12 protein-coding genes are annotated in these 17,300 nt (G+C 72.8%); 7 read left to right on the top strand and 5 right to left on the bottom strand.

All coding sequences use genetic code 11. The features are described 5' to 3' along the window. Positions 1-62 precede the first annotated feature (62 nt). The 4 genes from IO36_RS12580 to IO36_RS12565 all read right to left on the bottom strand — a co-directional run bounded on the left by IO36_RS12580 (position 63) and on the right by IO36_RS12565 (position 7,885). Positions 63-974: a carbohydrate ABC transporter permease gene (locus IO36_RS12580; RefSeq protein ID WP_037619302.1), complete on the bottom strand. Its 912-nt coding sequence runs from the start codon at positions 972-974 to the stop codon at positions 63-65. Next, positions 971-2,311: a carbohydrate ABC transporter permease gene (locus IO36_RS12575; protein ID WP_051900334.1), complete on the bottom strand. Its 1,341-nt coding sequence runs from the start codon at positions 2,309-2,311 to the stop codon at positions 971-973. The genes IO36_RS12580 and IO36_RS12575 overlap by 4 nt, the downstream gene beginning before the upstream one ends. Before the next feature lie 7 nt (positions 2,312-2,318). Next, complete coding sequence (locus IO36_RS12570; RefSeq protein WP_037619300.1) at positions 2,319-3,725, bottom strand: ABC transporter substrate-binding protein; 1,407 nt, start codon at positions 3,723-3,725, stop codon at positions 2,319-2,321. Between the two features lie 293 nt (positions 3,726-4,018). Next, complete coding sequence (locus IO36_RS12565; RefSeq protein WP_037619519.1) at positions 4,019-7,885, bottom strand: FHA domain-containing protein; 3,867 nt, start codon at positions 7,883-7,885, stop codon at positions 4,019-4,021. A gap of 509 nt (positions 7,886-8,394) precedes the next feature. On the opposite strand from IO36_RS12565, the gene IO36_RS12560 reads away from it, so the two are divergent. The 4 genes from IO36_RS12560 to IO36_RS12545 all read left to right on the top strand — a co-directional run bounded on the left by IO36_RS12560 (position 8,395) and on the right by IO36_RS12545 (position 13,764). Continuing rightward, positions 8,395-10,056: a serine/threonine-protein kinase gene (locus IO36_RS12560; RefSeq protein WP_037619299.1), complete on the top strand. Its 1,662-nt coding sequence runs from the start codon at positions 8,395-8,397 to the stop codon at positions 10,054-10,056. Positions 10,057-10,185: 129 nt separating this feature from the next. Continuing rightward, positions 10,186-11,427, top strand: coding sequence for a serine/threonine-protein kinase (locus IO36_RS12555; protein ID WP_037619297.1), 1,242 nt, complete (start codon positions 10,186-10,188; stop codon positions 11,425-11,427). Positions 11,428-11,740: 313 nt separating this feature from the next. Beyond that, positions 11,741-12,847 carry a peptide chain release factor 2 gene (gene prfB, locus IO36_RS12550; protein ID WP_037619295.1) on the top strand — a complete coding sequence of 369 codons (1,107 nt, stop codon included), beginning with the start codon at positions 11,741-11,743 and terminating at the stop codon, positions 12,845-12,847. 338 nt (positions 12,848-13,185) lie between these two features. Then, entirely contained in the window at positions 13,186-13,764 is a 579-nt protein-coding gene (locus IO36_RS12545) for a hypothetical protein (protein ID WP_037619294.1), read from the top strand. A 97-nt stretch (positions 13,765-13,861) separates the two neighbouring features. Here the strand turns inward: IO36_RS12545 and IO36_RS12540 are convergent, their stop codons facing one another. Continuing rightward, positions 13,862-14,053 carry a hypothetical protein gene (locus tag IO36_RS12540; RefSeq protein WP_037619292.1) on the bottom strand — a complete coding sequence of 64 codons (192 nt, stop codon included), beginning with the start codon at positions 14,051-14,053 and terminating at the stop codon, positions 13,862-13,864. A gap of 300 nt (positions 14,054-14,353) precedes the next feature. Here IO36_RS12540 and ftsE point away from each other — a divergent pair, with 300 nt between their 5' ends. The 3 genes from ftsE (at position 14,354) to IO36_RS12525 (ending at position 17,231) form a co-directional block, all read left to right on the top strand. Next, positions 14,354-15,043 carry a cell division ATP-binding protein FtsE gene (gene ftsE, locus IO36_RS12535; RefSeq protein ID WP_037619290.1) on the top strand — a complete coding sequence of 230 codons (690 nt, stop codon included), beginning with the start codon at positions 14,354-14,356 and terminating at the stop codon, positions 15,041-15,043. Positions 15,044-15,076: 33 nt separating this feature from the next. Next, a complete protein-coding gene (ftsX, locus tag IO36_RS12530) occupies positions 15,077-15,997 on the top strand; it encodes a permease-like cell division protein FtsX (RefSeq protein WP_037619288.1) in 921 nt (306 codons plus the stop codon). A 67-nt stretch (positions 15,998-16,064) separates the two neighbouring features. Then, a complete protein-coding gene (locus IO36_RS12525; protein ID WP_209441190.1) occupies positions 16,065-17,231 on the top strand; it encodes a S41 family peptidase in 1,167 nt (388 codons plus the stop codon). Positions 17,232-17,300: the final 69 nt, after the last annotated feature.

The following is a 17,300-nucleotide window of genomic DNA, read 5'->3' as shown; positions in this document are numbered from 1 at the left end:
GGGTGAACGGCGAGGGGCGGGCCGGTGACCGGCCCGCCCCCCGAAATGTGCCCCGGACCGGCCTATTTGACCGCGCCGGCCATCACGCCGGACACGAACTGCCGCTGGAACGCGAAGAACACGGCCAGCGGGACCACCATCGAGATGAAGGCGCCCGGCGCCAGCACGTCGATGTTGTTGCCGAACTGGCGTACCTGGGTCTGGAGCGCGACCGTGATGGGCTGGCTCCCCGAGTCGGAGAACACCAGAGCGACCAGCATGTCGTTCCACACCCACAGGAACTGGAAGATCCCGAGCGAGGCGATCGCCGGTCCGCCGAGCGGCATCACGACCCGTGCGAACAGGCGCAGTTCACCCGCTCCGTCCAGCCGGGCCGCCTCCAGGAGCTCCCTCGGGATCTCCGCGAAGAAGTTCCGCAGCAGGAACACCGCGAAGGGCAGGCCGTAGCCGACGTGGAAGAGGACCACGCCGGCGATCGACCCGAACAGGCCGATCTTCCCGAAGAGTTCGGCGATCGGGATCAGGGCCACCTGCACCGGCACCACCAGGAGGCCGACCACGCCGAGGAACCACCAGTCGCGGCCCGGGAACTCCATCCAGGCGAAGGCGTAGCCCGCGAGCGAGCCGATCACCACGACCAGCACGGTCGCCGGGACCGTGATCAGCACCGTGTTGAGCAGCGAGTTCGTGATGTCGCCGTTCTCCAGCAGCTTCTGGTAGTTGTCCACGGTCAGCTGCGAGGGAGCGGTGAACACCTTCCACCAGCCGCTGGCGCCCATGTCCTCGGGGCTGCGCAGCGAGGACAGCAGCAGTCCGATCGTCGGCACCAGCCAGAACAGGCCGACGAGCAGCAGGACGACACGGACGGCGCCGCCGCCGACCCCGCTCGCGATCCGTGAACCGAGTGAGGGCCGGGCCCTGTTCAGGGCCTTCGCGGGCGCCGGCTCCGCCAGCCGCCCGGCATGCGTGGTCATCGCCGTACCTCCCGCCTGAGCCTGCGGACGTTGAAGGCCATCACCGGGATCACCAGCAGGAGCAGGAACACCGCGATCGCGCTCGCGACGCCCGGCCGGCCCTCCGAGAAGCCCTTGCGGTACAGCTCCAGGGCCAGCACGTTCGCGTCGTCCTGGGAGGAGCCCGGAGCGATGATGAACACCAGGTCGAACACCTTCAGCACATTGATCATCAAGGTCACGGCGACCACCGCGAGGACCGGTGCGAGCAGCGGCACGGTGACCCGGCGGAACACCTGCCACTCGTTCGCCCCGTCGACCCGCGCGGCCTCCAGGAGTTCACGCGGCACGCCCGCGAGCCCGGCCGCGATCAGCACCATCGCGAAGCCCGCCCACATCCAGACGTAACTGCCGATGATGGCCGGGGTGACGAGGGACGGGCCCAGCCAGTCGACCCCGTTGTACGGCTCGGCGAAGTTGCTCGCCGGGAGCCGCAGCCGGGCTCCGTCCGCCTTGGCCGAGAGCGAGAACGTGCCGTCGGCGCCGGCCTTCGCCGAGTCGACGACCTCGCCGTCCTTGACCGCCTCGATCCTCATCCCGGAGTAGCCCAGTTCGCTCGGGTCGACCCGGCCGAGCGTGCCCACTCCCTTGCCGCGGGTGAAGTCCTGCCAGGCCGTGCCGGTGACCCTGCCGGGGTCGGTCGCCGCCTGGACGGCCTTGCCCGCGCTGTCCGGCATCACGTCCGGGGCGACGCCCACCAGCGGCAGCGCGACGGACTGCCCGGTGTGCACGGGGTCCCGGGTGACGAAGCCGCCCTTGTCGGCCACGAGCGGCGACCGCCGGCCGGGGTGGGCCTTGGGGAACGCCGACGACGGGGCGAAGGTGTCGTGCACCCCCACCCACACCGCGTTCGCGACGCCCTTGTCCGGGTCCTGGTCGTACACCAGCCGGAAGATGATGCCGGCCGCGAGCATCGAGATCGCCATCGGCATGAAGACGACCAGTTTGAACGCCGTTCCCCAGCGCACCCGTTCGGTGAGCACCGCGAAGACCAGCCCCAGCGCGGTCGCGACCGAGGGGGCGAACACCACCCAGATGATGTTGTTCTTGAGCGCGGTGCGGATGCCGTCGTCGGTGAACAGCGCCTTGTAGTTGTCGAACCCGGCGAATCCGTCGCCCTGTTGGTCGTAGAAGCTGCGCACGACCGAGTACCCGATCGGGTAGACCACGAGCGCGCCGAGCAGCACCAGGGCGGGCAGCAGGAACAGCGCCACCACCGCCTTGCGGGTGCCGGTCACGCTCTTGCGTGTACGGGCCGGGGGCACCGGTGCGGTGCCCCCGGCCGTCGCCGACGTCATGGCCGGATCAGCCCTTGTAGGCCGCTGCGGCGTCCGATTCGAGCTTCGCCTGGGTCCCCGCCACGTCCTTGGGGTTCTTCAGGAAGTCCTGCAGGTCCTTCCACTCGCCCTTGCCGGGCGTCCCGCCGAAGGCCTGCGGGGCCTGGTCGGACATGTCGAAGCGGAAGTCGTCGCCGGCCGCGATCAGGGCCTTGGCGATGGCCTGCTGGACCGCGTTCGGATACGCGGACCCGGGCACGTTCTTGTTGGGGGAGAGGTAGCCGCCGAGCTTCGCCTGGATCGTCGCCGCGTCGGGCGAGGCGAGGAAGGTCAGCAGCGCCTGGGCCGCCTTGGAGTCCTTCAGGACGACGGCCGCGTCACCGCCGCTGACCACCGGCGCCTTGGCGCCGACCGCCGGGAACGGGAACACCTTCGCGTCCGTGCCGATCTTCGCCTTCGTCTCCGCGATGTTGACGCCCACGAAGTCGCCCTCGAAGACCATGCCCGCCTTCGGCTGGTCGCCGCCGGTGAACGTCTGGGTCACCGAGGCCGGGAACTCCGTCTGGAGCGCTCCGTCCGGGCCGCCCGCGATGAGGTTCTTGTCGCCCCACAGCTGGGCCAGCGTGGTCAGGGCGTCCTTCACGGACGGATCCGTCCACTTGATCTTGTGCTGGGCGAGCTGGTCGTACTTCTCGGGGCCCGCCTGGGAGAGATAGACGTTCTCGAACCAGTCGGTGAGCGTCCAGCCGTCGGCGCCGCCGACCGAGACGGGGGTGACCCCGGAGTCGTAGACCGTGTGCGCGGCCGCCAGGAACTCCTTCCAGGTCCCCGGCTCCTTGGCGCCCGCGTTCTCGAAGACCTTGGCGTTGTACCAGACCAGCGACTTGTTGGCGGCCTTGTAGTAGACGGCGTACTGCTTGCCGCCGACCTTGCCGAGGTCCTGCCAGCCCTGCGCGTAGTTCTTCGTCAACTGCGCCTGGGCGTCCGGTCCGACGGGCTTGGCCCAGCCCTTGTCGACGGCCTGCTTCACCGCGCCGACCTGGGGGAGCAGCGCCACGTCCGGGGGCGCGCCGCCGGCGATCTTCGAGCCGAGGAAGTTGATGATCGGGTCCTGCGCCGGTACGAAGGTGACCTTCGCGCCCGTGCGCTTCTCGAACTCCGCCAGCACCTTCTTGAAGTTGGCCTGTTCCGCCCCGGTCCACACGGCGGCGACCTCCAGGGTGGCGCCGTCGAGCTTGGGCAGGGAGACGGAGCCGGTACTGCCCTGCGTGCCCTTGCCGTCGTCGTTCCCCTTGCCCTTGTCGCCGCCGCCACCGCCGCACGCCGTGAGCGTGAGGGCACCGGCGACGGCCGCGGCCGCGGCGGCTCGCGCGGCTCTGCGCGAGCGTCGGGCGGAGTGATCGGGCGACCTGCGTATCTGAGGAATGCTGCGCATCACTGCCCCGTTCTTCGTTCATCGTCGAACGTCAAGGCGGCTGCTGCCCCGATCACTCCGGTCTACGCCTGCCCGTTCGGGGGCGGCAAGACCGTCAGGGCTGTCAAGTGCGCGATCGTGATGGGGTCGTGACGTCCGGTCATGGCCCGCGGTCGCGTCGACCGTGATGAACGAAGCCTTCCCGGGAGCCCGTTCGCCTACTGCCGAGGGGCGGCACGGCATCCCCGGGGGCGCGGTACGCCGAAGGGGACCGGGCGGCTTGAATCCGGGCGCCCGGTCCCCGCACCGGTGCGCTACAGCAGCGAGGGCGTCTCGGACGCGGAGACGGAACGCGCCGCCCGCTCCAGGGCGCTGGCGAGCAGTGCCAGGTCCGTGGGTCCGTTGCCCAGTTCGCGGACCGGGCGGCGGGCCGGCGGGTCGCCCATGCGGTGCCACTCCAGGGCCACGACCGTGGGCCGCAGGGTCGCCGTACGGGGAATGCGGCCCGTCACCCGTCCGCCCTGGAACGGGGTCTCCCGGCCGTCGGGGGTCCGCAGCCGGCCCCGCCCGGGGGAGGGTTCCTCGGGTCCGGGCGACGGCGCGTCGAGCGTGACGCGCAACGCGGCGGAACGGGCCAGCTCCGAGGGTGCCGTACGGCTGTCGGCGGACGCGGCCACGAGGTGCACCCCGAGCCGGTCCCCCTCCCGGACGACGGCCTCCAGGGCCCGTACGACCGAACCGGCCGCCGGACGTCCGGGAGACCCCAGCGGCGGTGCCAGCAGGGCGTCCAGATCGTCGACCATCACGACCAGGCGGGCCAGCGGGGGACCCGGCTCGGCCTGCTGCCGCGCGGCGGCGGGCCGCAGCCGCAGTGTCGAGCTCGACGGTGTGTCGAGGTCGGCGGCGCCCGGGGAGGACGGCCCGCCCGATGCGCTTCCGCCCGACGCGCTTCCGCTCGTGCGCTGGGCGACGATCCGGCCGGGGACCGTCCGTCCCGCGTGCCACTCCGCGAAGCCGAGCCGGCCCAGCAGCTCGGAGCGCCGCTTCAGCTCGGCGCTCAGCGACTGGGCGAACTCGCGCATCCGGACCGGGTCGTTGGCCGTGAGATGGGTGGTGACGTGCGGCAGGTCGGTGCAGACCTGGAGACCTTCCCCGGCCCCCGAGGCGCCCTGGGCGGCGGCCGCGTCCCGTCCGTCCATCAGGACGATCCCGAGCCGGTCGGGACGTTCGGCGGCGGCCAGGGACGCGGCGACCGAGCGCAGCAGTTCCGTACGGCCGCTGCCCGGCGGGCCCTCGATCAGCAGATGCGGGCCCTCGACGGGCAGGTCGACGGCCACGGGGCCGCGCGGGCCCGCGCCGAGCACCGCCCGCGCCCGGCCGCCGAACGCCTCGCTGTCGTCCGCGGCATCCGCCCAGCGTGCCATCAGTGACGCGGGGGTGGCCCGGGCCAGTCCCAGCTCGTCGAGCAGACGCGCCGACTGGGGCAGGGGCGCCGACACGCGCGTGTGCCGGTCCCCGGGAGCGCCGTCCGTGCGCAGCGGCGCGAGGGAGCGGGCGAACCGCTCGGCCCAGGCGAGGGACACCGCGTCCACGGCGGCGACCGTGCCGTGGCCCACGGGACCGCGGGGGAGCTGCCCGGAACCCGCTCGGGTCCCGGTGCGTGAGCCGCCCGCGGGAGCCGCGGTCCGGCCCGGCGCCGGGTGCGGGATGCCGGTGTGGGTGGCCGAGTCGGGCAGGGGACCAGCGGGCGCGGAGGGCCTGCGCCCGGCGCCGTCGGGTCCGCCGTGACGGGAACCGGCCGCCGGGGCCCGCTCTCCGTCGCCGCCCGGCGCCACCCGTACCAGCCGCAGCGCCGTCGCCACGTCCCCGCTCAGCAGCGCCACCGCCCCGCACTCGCGGAACGAGGGCGAGGCCGCGCAGGCCGCCTCGTAGGTCTCGGACACCGGCGACGCGGGGGAGGCGGCGGCGGTCTCGGCGAGACAGACCAGATGGATCCCGGCCCGCGCGCCCTCCCGTGCCAGCCGCATCAGACCGTCACGCACGTCGGCGCCGCCGGGGTCCCCGTCCACGATCACCACCGTGTACGGGCCGTCGTACCCGTCGTGCGTGTCGTCGGCCCGCGCCCAGGACGGCCTTCGGGCCCCGCTCCGGGGACTACCGTCGCCGGACGGGGAGACGCGGTCGCCGCCGTCGTGGGCCCCGGACCGGGCGGCCGGGACCGTCACCGCGGAGCCCGTGGGCAGCGGACCGCGCACGCGGGGCGCGCCGGCCGACTCGAGGTGGTCCTCCAGACGGCGCAGCAGCTCGTCCGTGCGCGCCGCCGCCTGCTCACGGTCGTAGGCGAGCAGCAGCCGGCAGTCCTGGCCGTGGGCGGGACGCAGATGGGGAAGCCAGCCGAGCCAGGACCACTCGGCGGTGCGTTCCTCGACCGGGCGGGCCCGGTCGGTGCTGACGAGGACGATCTCCAGGGCGTCGGGGGAGTGCAGCGCGGCGAGCTGCGCGACGACCGCGCGGGCCAGTCCCGACAGGCGCGCCCGCGGGCCGGCCAGGCCCAGCGAACCGGCCTCGCGCAGCCCGGCGGTCACCGGGACCGCGGGCAGCAGGCCCGAGCCGTCCGGTGCCGCCCGGTCGGCCGTGCCCAGCCGGACCGTCAGCGCCTCGGGGTGGCCCGGGCCCCGCTCCCACAGCCGGGGGCCGGGTCCCAGCGCGGTGAGCAGCAGGGTCGCCGGGTCGGGCCAGGACTCGGGCGAGCGCCGTACCTCGGGGAGGAGCTCCTCCACCGCGACGGCTCCGTCCTCGTACGCCTCCCGCGCGTCCTGGGCCGGTCCGCCGCGGCCGCCGGCCAGCCGCCGCGCCCAGGCGCCGAGACCGCCCCGCCTGCGCGCTCCGGGCGGTACGTCCGTGCCCCGGGCCGGAGTGCCCTGACGCGGGCCGGGGACGTTCGCCCCGGGGGTGCCGGGGGTGCCGGGGGTGCCGGGGGTGCCGGGGCCGAAGGTGTCCGTGTCCGTGGCGCCGGCCCGGGCCGGGCCGCCGGAGCCTGCGAAACCGTCGGTGTGGGCGGGCACGCGCGCGGACGCGCCGGGCCCGCTGCCGAGTCCCTCCGCGGTCGCCCCGCGCGGTCCGTTCCCGATCGGCTGGGCTCCGCGCGGTCCCGGCGCGGGCTCCGCCCCCCGTGCGTGCTCCTGCGCTCCGGGGGCGCCGCCCGCGGAGGCTCCCCAGGCGGCGGTTCCGTAGGCGTGGTGCGTCTCGCCCGTGGGCGGCTCGGCGCCGCCCTGCGCGAGGGAGGGGCTCTCCCCGCGCGCGTGGGGCACGGCACCGCGCGGCTGCGAGGCGCCGCCCTGCGGGGACCGCCCGGGCGCGGTGGTGCCCGAACCGGCCGGTGAGCCCTGCACCGGGATGGTGCCCGCGGCGGCGGGGCCCGTGCCCCGGCGGACGGAGGCGCCCGCGGGCCCGCCGCGTCCGGCGAAGGCGCCGGTCACGGAGGTGTCCTCGGCGGACCCGGTCCGTACCCGCACATGACCCTCGCCGTCCGGCGCCGTCTCCACCGCGCCCGGACCTCCCGGCGGGGCCAGCCGCAGGGCGGACTCGCCGACACGCAGCAGCGCGCCCGGGGTGAAGGGGACGGGACGGGCGCCGACCCGGGCGCCGTCGAGGGTCGTACCGTTCGTGGACCCGATGTCGGCGACGGAGACGCGGCCCTCGGGGGTGACGGTCACCGCGCAGTGCAGGCGGGACACGTCCGGGTCGTCCAGGGGCACGTCGGCGTCGGCGGAGCGGCCGATGCGGATCTGCCCGCCGTGCAGCAGGTGCACACCGCCGGCGTCCGGACCCGCGACCACGTGGAGCTGGGCCGAGACGTCGTCCAGGTCCGGGCCGGGCTCGGCGGGCGTGCCCAGGGACAGCACGGCGCCGTCGGTCAGCGGCGGCTCGCCGAGGGTGCAGCGCTGGGCGTCGAGCCGCTCCGCGCCCGCGTAGAGCACGATCTGGCCCCCGCCGGGCTCACGGCCCCGCTCGCCCTGGGAGGCGCCCCCGCCGCCGCCGACGGCCGCGGCCAGTCCCGACGCGACCGCGGCCAGCGCCGTCCCGGCGGGCGCGGTGACGAGCACATCGCAGGCCGTGGCTCGCCCCCGCGGCTCCGAGGGCGGGCCCAGCGGGTCTACGACGGTCAGCCGGATCTGCATCGCCGTCAGGGGTCCCTTCAGCACAGGCGCCGCGACGAGGGGGAGACCGCGCTGCGGTCCCCCACCGCAGATCCCCCCACCGCACACGGGCACATCGGCCAGTAACTGGAGGCATCCTCGCACCTGCCGCCGACAACACGCCCGCGCCCCAGCCGTAAGTGATCTTGATTGGTCGGCTCTGCCCGTAAAAGTTCCTGACCAGTGCCCGCCCGATGTCGGCTTGAGATCGCTCACGTCCGCCGCGTGGCAACCAACCGACCGAAGTGAGCGTCTTTCGGTCGAACACAGGAGAGCGGCACCGCAGGGGATCGGCTTTTCGCCGAACACGGACGGCGGCGCGCGCGTAAAGCGCTTATGCGGACCACAGATGTGCACGGGACCTATGGGAAAGCACACCAGGAGGACAGCCCTCCGCCGGGCGGGGCGGCACTACAGTGGGTCGGAAAACTCCTGTACCACGGTGATCACGGTGGACGGAACAGGCAAGCAAGCAACAGGGAGCGCATGACGTGCGGCCGGTAGGGAGCAAGTACCTCCTTGAGGAGCCGCTGGGGCGCGGCGCCACAGGCACGGTCTGGCGAGCCCGCCAGCGGGAGACCGCGGGCGCCGAGGCGGCCGTCGCCGGACAGCCCGGCGAGACCGTGGCGATCAAGGTCCTGAAGGAAGAGCTCGCCAGTGACGCCGACATCGTCATGCGCTTCCTCCGCGAGCGGTCGGTGCTGCTGCGCCTGACCCATCCGAACATCGTGCGGGTGCGCGACCTCGTCGTCGAGGGCGATCTCCTCGCCCTGGTCATGGACCTGATCGACGGCCCGGACCTGCACCGCTATCTGCGCGAGAACGGACCGTTCTCGCCCGTCGCGGCCGCCCTGCTCACCGCGCAGATCGCCGACGCGCTCGCCGCCAGCCACGCCGACGGCGTAGTGCACCGCGACCTGAAGCCGGCGAACGTGCTGCTGAAGCAGGAAGCCGGCCAGATGCACCCGATGCTGACCGACTTCGGCATCGCGCGGCTCGCCGACTCCCCCGGCCTGACCCGGACCCACGAATTCGTCGGCACGCCCGCGTACGTCGCCCCGGAGTCCGCCGAGGGACGCCCGCAGACGTCCGCCGTGGACATCTACGGCGCCGGCATCCTGATCTACGAGCTGGTCACCGGGCGCCCGCCGTTCGCCGGCGAGTCCGCCCTCGAGGTGCTGCACCAGCACCTGAGCGCCGAGCCGCGCCGCCCCTCGACCGTCCCGGACCCGCTGTGGACCGTCATAGAGCGCTGCCTGCGCAAGAACCCCGACCAGCGCCCCAGCGCCGAGAACCTCGGCCGCGCCCTGCGTGCCGTGGCCGCGGGCGTCGGGGTGCACGCGTCACCGGCTCAGATCGCCGCCGCCGAGGGCGTCGGCGCGCTGCTCGGACCCGACCCCGACCCGGCGCCGGTCCCGGACCTTCCGCCCGGCTCGGCCGACGCCACCCAGGTGCTCCCGCAGGGCGCCGGCTCCTACGACCCGTACGGCGCGACCAGCGTGCTGCCGCACACCTCGGGCGCAGCCGACCCGACCGCCGTGCTGCCCCCCGTGCCCCAGCACCAGCCGGGCGGGCCCGGCGGAGCGCCCGGCCAGGGCGAGGACCCGCACCCCTGGCAGAGCCAGCTGCGCGCGGCCCGCGACCGCAACGAGCAGACCCAGATCCAGTACATCGACCCGAACGAGGACCCGCTGCGCCGTCGGCCGCAGCGCCAGGTCGCGCGCCCCCAGCAGCAGCAACAGCAGCAGCGGCAGCAGCCGCAGCGGGGCCAGCAGCCGCCGCCCGGATACGGCTATCCGCAGCAGCAGCAGTACGCGCCGCAGCCCCAGCAGCAGCGCTACGCCCCCGCGCCGCAGCAGCCCCAGCCGCAGCGTTACGCGGAGCCGCAGCGGCCCCAGCAGCCCGCCCCGCGGCAGCGCGAGCCCCGGCAGGGCAGCGCCAACCCGATGAAGATCCCGGGACTCGGCTGCCTCAAGGGGTGCCTGTTCACGATCGTCATCCTGTTCGTGGCCGGCTGGCTGATCTGGGAGTTCAGCCCCCTCCAGGACTGGATCGGCTCCGGCCGCAGCTACTGGGGCCAGCTGACGCACTGGTACCACTCCGTGAGCGGCTGGATCAGCGATCTCGGCTCGAAGGATCCGACGAAGAACTGACCCCGGAGGCCCTCCGGCCGCCGACTCTGGGGATTTGTCGACATCTGAGGGGTGATTTCGGCCTCGGGCGTGAAGACCGGCTCCGCGGGCGCGTACTTTAAGCGGCAACACGCGTCTGTAGGAGCAGTCTTGGCACGCAAGATCGGCAGCAGGTACACCGCTCACCAGATCCTGGGGCGGGGGAGTGCCGGCACGGTGTGGCTGGGCGAGGGGCCCGAGGGGCCCGTCGCCATCAAGCTGTTGCGCGAGGACCTCGCGTCCGACCAGGAGCTGGTGGGGCGCTTCGTGCAGGAGCGCACCGCGCTGCTCGGGCTCGACCACCCCCACGTGGTGGCGGTGCGCGACCTGGTGGTGGACGGCAACGACCTCGCCCTCGTCATGGACCTCGTCCGCGGCACCGACCTGCGCACCCGGCTCGACCGGGAGCGCAGGCTCGCCCCGGAGTCCGCGGTCGCGATCGTCGCCGACGTCGCGGACGGGCTCGCCGCCGCGCACGCCGCGGGGGTCGTCCACCGCGACGTGAAGCCCGAGAACGTCCTGCTCGACATGCAGGGCCCCCTCGGCCCCGGCGGCTCCCACCCGGCCCTCCTGACCGACTTCGGGGTGGCCAAGCTCATCGACTCCCCGCGCCGCACCAAGATCACGAAGATCATCGGCACGCCGGACTACCTGGCGCCCGAGATCATCGAGGGCCTGCCGCCGCGGGCCGCCGTCGACATCTACGCCCTGGCGACCGTGCTGTACGAGCTGCTCGCCGGTTTCACGCCGTTCGGCGGCGGGCACCCCGGCGCGGTCCTGCGCCGCCATGTCACCGAGACCGTGGTGCCGCTCCCGGGCATCCCGGACGAGCTGTGGCAGCTGATCGTGCAGTGTCTGGCCAAGGCGCCCGCGTCCCGGCTGCGGGCCTCCGAGCTGGGTGCGCGGCTGCGGGAGCAGCTGCCGCTGCTGGCCGGGATGCCGCCGCTGGACGTGGACTCCCCGGACGCGGAGGCCGCGGAGGCGGAGGAGGAGTACGAGGAGCGGGCCGAGCCGTCCGCGCCCGCCGCGGCGCGGGAGCGGCGCGGGGCCGTGCCGCTGGTGCCCGGGGCCGCTCCGGACTCGAACCGGGACACGCACACCTCGATGCGGGTGCCGGCGCCCGACGAGCTGGCCGGCGGGGCCAGGGGGACGGCCCGCGTGCCCCGGGCCGCGGGGGCGCCCCGGCCGGGTTCCGCCCGGCACCGGGCCTCCGCGCGGCGGCGGCGCATCACGCTGGGGGCGGCGGCCGTCGTGCTGGTGGCCGTCGCGGGCGTCGGCACGTGGCTCGCCGTCTCGGACGACGGGAACGCGGCGCCCCAGGACACGAAGAACTCGGCCCCGGCGTCACCGTGATCCGGGCCGGCACCCCGGAAGAGACCTTTCTCGCCCCCTCCGCCCCTGCCCGTCCCGTACCCGGGGGCGCTGCCCCCGGACCCCCGCTCCTCAAGCGCCGGAGACGCTGATTCCTTCCCGCCGGGGAGTTCCGGCCCGTCCGGCGATCGAGGACAAGGCCGTCGACGCGGAAGCGGGGGTCTGGGGGCGGCAGCCTCCAGGGACGGGACGGGCAGGGGTGGAGGGGGGCGAAAGAAGCCTTGGCGGTCGCCGGGGTGTGGAGCCTCACGGGGACGAGGGCGGGCGCGGTTGCCGCAGCCGTTACGCTGGAGGCGTGGCAGTCGTCGATGTTTCCGAAGAGCTCAAGTCCCTCTCCTCGACCATGGAGTCGATCGAGGCCGTCCTGGACCTCGACAAGCTGAGGGCAGATGTCGCCGTGCTCGAGGAGCAGGCGGCCGCGCCGTCCCTGTGGGACGACCCGGACGAGGCGCAGAAGATCACCAGCAAGCTGAGCCACCTCCAGGCGGAGGTCAGGAAGGCCGAGGCGCTCCGCGGGCGCATCGACGATCTGGGCGTGCTCTTCGAGATGGCCGAGGAGGAGGACGACCCGGACACCCGCGCCGAGGCCGAGAACGAACTCACGGCCGTCAGGAAGGCGCTGGACGAGATGGAGGTCCGTACCCTCCTGTCCGGCGAGTACGACTCCCGTGAGGCCGTCGTCACCATCCGTGCCGAGGCCGGCGGCGTCGACGCCTCCGACTTCGCCGAGAAGCTCCAGCGCATGTACCTGCGCTGGGCCGAGCGCCACGGCTACAAGACGGAGCTCTACGAGACCTCGTACGCGGAGGAGGCGGGCATCAAGTCCACCACCTTCGCCGTGCACTCCCCGTACGCGTACGGCACGCTCTCCGTCGAGCAGGGCACGCACCGCCTGGTGCGCATCTCGCCGTTCGACAACCAGGGGCGCCGCCAGACCTCCTTCGCCGGCGTCGAGATCCTGCCGGTGGTCGAGCAGACGGACCACATCGAGATCGACGAGTCCGAGCTGCGGATCGACGTGTACCGCTCGTCCGGCCCCGGCGGCCAGGGCGTCAACACCACCGACTCCGCGGTGCGGCTGACCCACCTGCCCACCGGCATCGTCGTCTCCTGCCAGAACGAGCGCTCGCAGATCCAGAACAAGGCCTCGGCCATGAACGTCCTCCAGGCCAAGCTCCTGGAGCGGCGCCGGCAGGAGGAGCAGGCCGCGATGGACGCCCTCAAGGGCGACGGCGGCAACTCCTGGGGCAACCAGATGCGTTCGTACGTCCTGCACCCGTACCAGATGGTCAAGGACCTGCGCACGGAGTTCGAAGTCGGCAACCCCGAGGCCGTGTTCGGTGGCGAGATCGACGGCTTCCTGGAGGCCGGAATTCGCTGGCGCAAGCAGCAGGAGAAGTAGGAACACGAGAGGCGCGGTGCGCGCGGGCGGTTTCCGCCCCCGCCGAGACCTCTTTGTCGACAAGGCAACTGCCGCCCGCCGGGCGGCAGTTGCCTTTGTCTTGTGGCGACTTTCTGGGTTTTCCGTCACAGTCACATGTCCCCACCCCGGGCAAACGATGGTGTTCCGGACATCGCGTACGCAACGACCTTGACGCTGCTTTGAAAACTGGGAAGGCTGCCGGTTGGCATGCGCATCTCCGGGGCGTATGTGAACCGGGGGGTCGAGCGAAGCCTCCTGTGACGACGTGGCCCCGGGCGCTGCTCCATTGACGATCAGCTACTGGGGGTAGCAGGCATATGACCAAGAAGACGCGGATCCTCGCGGCGCGGATAGCCGCCGGCGCGATGATCGCGGCCGGTGCCTCACTGACCGCGGCCGGTGTCGCCTCGGCGACCGGTACCGACGACCCGACTCCGACCCCGACCGTCACGGGCATCCCGGAGTCGCCGGCTCCGACGGTGACGACGCCGACCGAGCCGGCCCCGACGGTGACGACGCCCACCGAGCCGGCCCCGACGGTGACGGAGCCCACCGAGCCGGCTCCCACCGAGACCCAGCCGAGCGAGCCGGCCCCGACCGCGACCGCTCCGACCGACAAGCCGACCTCGGGCACCAGCACCGCGCCCGCGGAGGACGGCACGGGCGGCAACGACGCCGACCCCAACGGTGGCTCCAGTGTCCAGGAGGAGGGCTCCTCCGCCCTCACGGACACCGGTTCCGACACGAAGGCCCAGGGCAAGGACGGCGCGCTGGCCGAGACGGGCGCGGGTCAGACCGCGTTCCTGATCATCGGTGCCGCCACGATGATCGCCGGCGGTGTCGGCTTCCGTCTGCTGCCGCGCCTCGCGGGCGGCCGCGGCGGTGCCGCGGCCTGAGGCCCGACCCGTACGACGAAGGGCCCGGAGCAGCTGGCTCCGGGCCCTTTCCGGGTCTGGGGTGACGGCGGGCCGTGCCGGGCCGTCCCCGCGGCTCTCACACCGTCTGGTGGGCCACTAGCGCCAGGGCCGCGATCAGCACCGCGAGCAGCGCGATCAGCGCCATCGGGTTCAGTCCCGCGAAGGGGCTCTCCTGCTGGAGCCGCTGGCGGTTCGCGCGGCAGACGGGGCAGCGGCCCTCGCTGACGGGTGCCGCGCAGTTAGCGCATACCAGTCGGTCGTACGTCATGCGCCGGCCCTCCTTGCGACGTCTCCGCGTACGCAGCTGTCTCGTACACGTCGCTCTCTTAACGCTGCGGCGAACGCAACCGTTCCCCTACCACTGTGCCAGGTTCCGCGGCATTCGGCGCGGCTCCCCTGTCTCCTGCCCCGTCCGGAGTGCGCTCAGCCCCTCGGACCGGGTGTGAATCGCGCCTCAGATCCATGACAAATCGTGCAAGCCGCGCGCAACCCCGTACGCCGACTGCACTCGCACACCCGGTTCGCGTATGGTCACGCACACCTACCCCCGGCGACCCGTGGTGCACCCGTGATCCGATTCGACAATGTCTCCAAGGTCTACCCCAAGCAGACCCGCCCCGCTCTCAGGGATGTCTCCCTGGAGGTCGAGCGCGGAGAATTCGTGTTCCTCGTGGGGTCCTCCGGCTCCGGAAAGTCCACCTTCCTGCGGCTGATCCTCCGCGAGGAGCGGACCAGCCAAGGCCAGGTGCACGTCCTGGGCAAGGACCTCGCGCGCCTCTCCAACTGGAAGGTGCCGCAGATGCGCCGCCAGCTGGGGACGGTGTTCCAGGACTTCCGCCTCCTGCCCAACAAGACGGTCGCCGAGAACGTGGCCTTCGCCCAGGAGGTCATCGGCAAGTCCCGCGGCGAGATCCGCAAGTCCGTCCCCCAGGTGCTCGACCTCGTCGGCCTGGGCGGCAAGGAGGACCGGATGCCCGGCGAGCTCTCCGGTGGTGAGCAGCAGCGCGTGGCCATCGCGAGAGCCTTCGTGAACCGGCCCAAGCTCCTCATCGCCGACGAGCCGACCGGAAACCTCGACCCACAGACCTCCGTGGGCATCATGAAACTGCTCGACCGGATCAACCGGACGGGCACCACGGTCCTGATGGCGACGCACGACCAGAACATCGTGGACCAGATGCGCAAGCGCGTCATCGAGCTGGAGAAGGGCCGTCTCGTCCGTGACCAGGCGCGCGGCGTCTACGGCTACCAGCACTGATCATCGTCCACGGAAAGGTCTGAGGAAGACGCAATGCGCGCGCAGTTCGTTCTGTCGGAGATCGGTGTCGGTCTCCGCCGCAACCTGACCATGACCTTCGCGGTCGTCGTCTCGGTCGCCCTCTCGCTCGCCCTGTTCGGCGGCTCGCTCCTGATGAGCGACCAGGTGAACACCATGAAGGGCTACTGGTACGACAAGGTCAACGTCTCGATCTTCCTCTGCAACAAGAGCGACGCCGAGTCCGACCCGCACTGCGCCAAGGGCGCGGTGACCAGCGACCAGAAGAAGCAGATCGTCGCCGACCTGGACAAGATGTCCACGGTCGTGCAGAAGGTCACCTACGAGTCCTCGGACCAGGCGTACAAGCACTACAAGGAGCAGTTCGGCGACTCCCCGCTGGCCAGCTCCCTCACGCCGGACCAGATGCAGGAGTCGTACCGGATCAAGCTCAAGGACCCGGAGAAGTACCAGGTCATCGCGACCGCCTTCGACGGCCGGGACGGCGTGCAGTCCGTCCAGGACCAGAAGGGCATCCTGGACAACCTCTTCGGGCTCCTCAACGGCATGAACTGGGCCGCCCGCGCGGTGATGGCGATGATGCTCGTCGTCGCGCTGATGCTGATCGTCAACACCGTCCGCGTCTCGGCGTTCAGCCGTCGCCGGGAGACCGGCATCATGCGGCTCGTGGGCGCCTCCGGCTTCTACATCCAGGCGCCGTTCATCGCGGAGGCCGCGGTGGCCGGACTGATCGGCGGCGGCGTCGCCTGCGGATTCCTGCTGATCGCCCGGTACTTCATCATCGATCACGGTCTCGACCTGTCCCACAAGCTGAACCTGATCAACTTCATCGGCTGGGACGCCGTGCTGACCAAGCTCCCGCTGATCCTCGCGACGAGCCTGCTGATGCCCGCGTTGGCCGCTTTCTTCGCGTTGCGCAAGTACCTGAAGGTGTGACGCATCCCAAGAGGGCCGTACCGTCAACCGGCGGTGCGGCCCTTCGCGTTGTCCTAGACTCACCGGCATGTCAGGCCGTGACCTGTTCTGCGAGCCCCGCCGCATCCGCCGCGGGGCGGCCCTGACATTGGTGTTCGCCAGTATCTTCGTCGCCGGGGCGGCGACCGGATCCTTCTCCGACCCCGCCCGCAAGACCGGGGCCGGGGCGCCCGGTTCGGCCGCGGCACGCCATCACGACGAGGTCACCCGGGCCGCCGCCGAGGCGATGGCCGACGGCAAGTCGCCCATGGAGGCCGCCGAGAGGGCCGTCAGCCGCAGCGGGGACCGCTGGGGCGCCGTCTACTCCCAGGGCGAGTACGAGGAGTTCGAGGAGGCGCTGGACGGCCAGTACACCGGCGTCGGCCTGTGGGCCCGCCGCGAGCGCGACGGACGGATCGAGGTCGCCCGGGTCAGCGCCGGTTCCCCCGCGGCCGCCGCCGGCATCCGCAAGGGGGACCGGCTGCGCAGCGTCGACGGCGCCGCGGTCGACGGCCGGCCGGTCACCGAGGTCGTCTCGTTACTGCGCGGCGACGCACAGGACGCCAGCGCCGGCACGAAGGTCTCCCTCGGCCTGGAGCGCGGCACGCAGTCCTGGAGCCGCACCCTGCGCCGGGCCCGGCTCTCCACGGACTCCGTCACCGTCCAGAAGCTGCCCGGCGGGGTCACCCTGATCAAGGTCGACGCCTTCACCAAGGGCGTCGGCGACGCCGTACGGAACGCCGTCGGCCGGGCGCCGGGCCGGGCCGGGATCGTCCTCGACCTGCGCGGCAACTCCGGCGGCCTGGTCACCGAGGCCGTCACCACCGCCTCCGCCTTCCTCGACGGCGGCCTCGTCGCCACGTACGACGTGAACGGCGCCCAGCGCGCCCTGCATGCGGACGCGGGCGGCGACACCACCAGACCCCTGGTCACGCTCGTCGACGGCGGCACGATGAGCGCGGCCGAGATGCTCACCGGCGCCCTCCAGGACCGGGGACGCGCGGTCGTCGTGGGCTCCAGGACCTTCGGAAAGGGCTCGGTGCAGATGCCGAGCCGGCTGCCCGACGGCTCCGTCGCCGAGCTGACCGTCGGCCACTACCGCACCCCGGCGGGCCGCTCCGTCGACGGCCGGGGCATCACCCCCGACCTGGAGGCGGACACGGAGTCGCTGAAGCGGGCCGAGACCGTGCTGAGCGGTCTCGGGGACCTGTCCTGACCCGGTCGGCGCGGACCCGGTAATCGGCTTTCCCCCGAGCCCCCCTGTAGTGCGAAAATGGCCAGCACT

The sequence above is a fragment of the Streptomyces aureus genome (genome assembly GCF_000725495.1).
Taxonomy (GTDB): Bacteria; Actinomycetota; Actinomycetes; order Streptomycetales; family Streptomycetaceae; genus Streptomyces; species Streptomyces aureus_B.
The sequence above is the reverse complement of the archived record's forward strand: the minus strand, read 5'-3'. Positions and strand labels throughout refer to the sequence as shown.

What these genes read in the sequence shown, in the direction of transcription:
- ftsX (WP_037619288.1), top strand. Translation starts at nt 15,077, where the DNA reads ATGCGCGCGCAGTTCGTTCTGTCGGAGATCGGTGTCGGTCTCCGCCGC.
- IO36_RS12570 (WP_037619300.1), bottom strand. Translation starts at nt 3,725, where the DNA reads ATGCGCAGCATTCCTCAGATACGCAGGTCGCCCGATCACTCCGCCCGA.
- IO36_RS12525 (WP_209441190.1), top strand. Translation starts at nt 16,065, where the DNA reads ATGTCAGGCCGTGACCTGTTCTGCGAGCCCCGCCGCATCCGCCGCGGG.
- IO36_RS12545 (WP_037619294.1), top strand. Translation starts at nt 13,186, where the DNA reads ATGACCAAGAAGACGCGGATCCTCGCGGCGCGGATAGCCGCCGGCGCG.
- IO36_RS12580 (WP_037619302.1), bottom strand. Translation starts at nt 974, where the DNA reads ATGACCACGCATGCCGGGCGGCTGGCGGAGCCGGCGCCCGCGAAGGCC.
- IO36_RS12575 (WP_051900334.1), bottom strand. Translation starts at nt 2,311, where the DNA reads ATGACGTCGGCGACGGCCGGGGGCACCGCACCGGTGCCCCCGGCCCGT.
- IO36_RS12565 (WP_037619519.1), bottom strand. Translation starts at nt 7,885, where the DNA reads ATGCAGATCCGGCTGACCGTCGTAGACCCGCTGGGCCCGCCCTCGGAG.
- IO36_RS12540 (WP_037619292.1), bottom strand. Translation starts at nt 14,053, where the DNA reads ATGACGTACGACCGACTGGTATGCGCTAACTGCGCGGCACCCGTCAGC.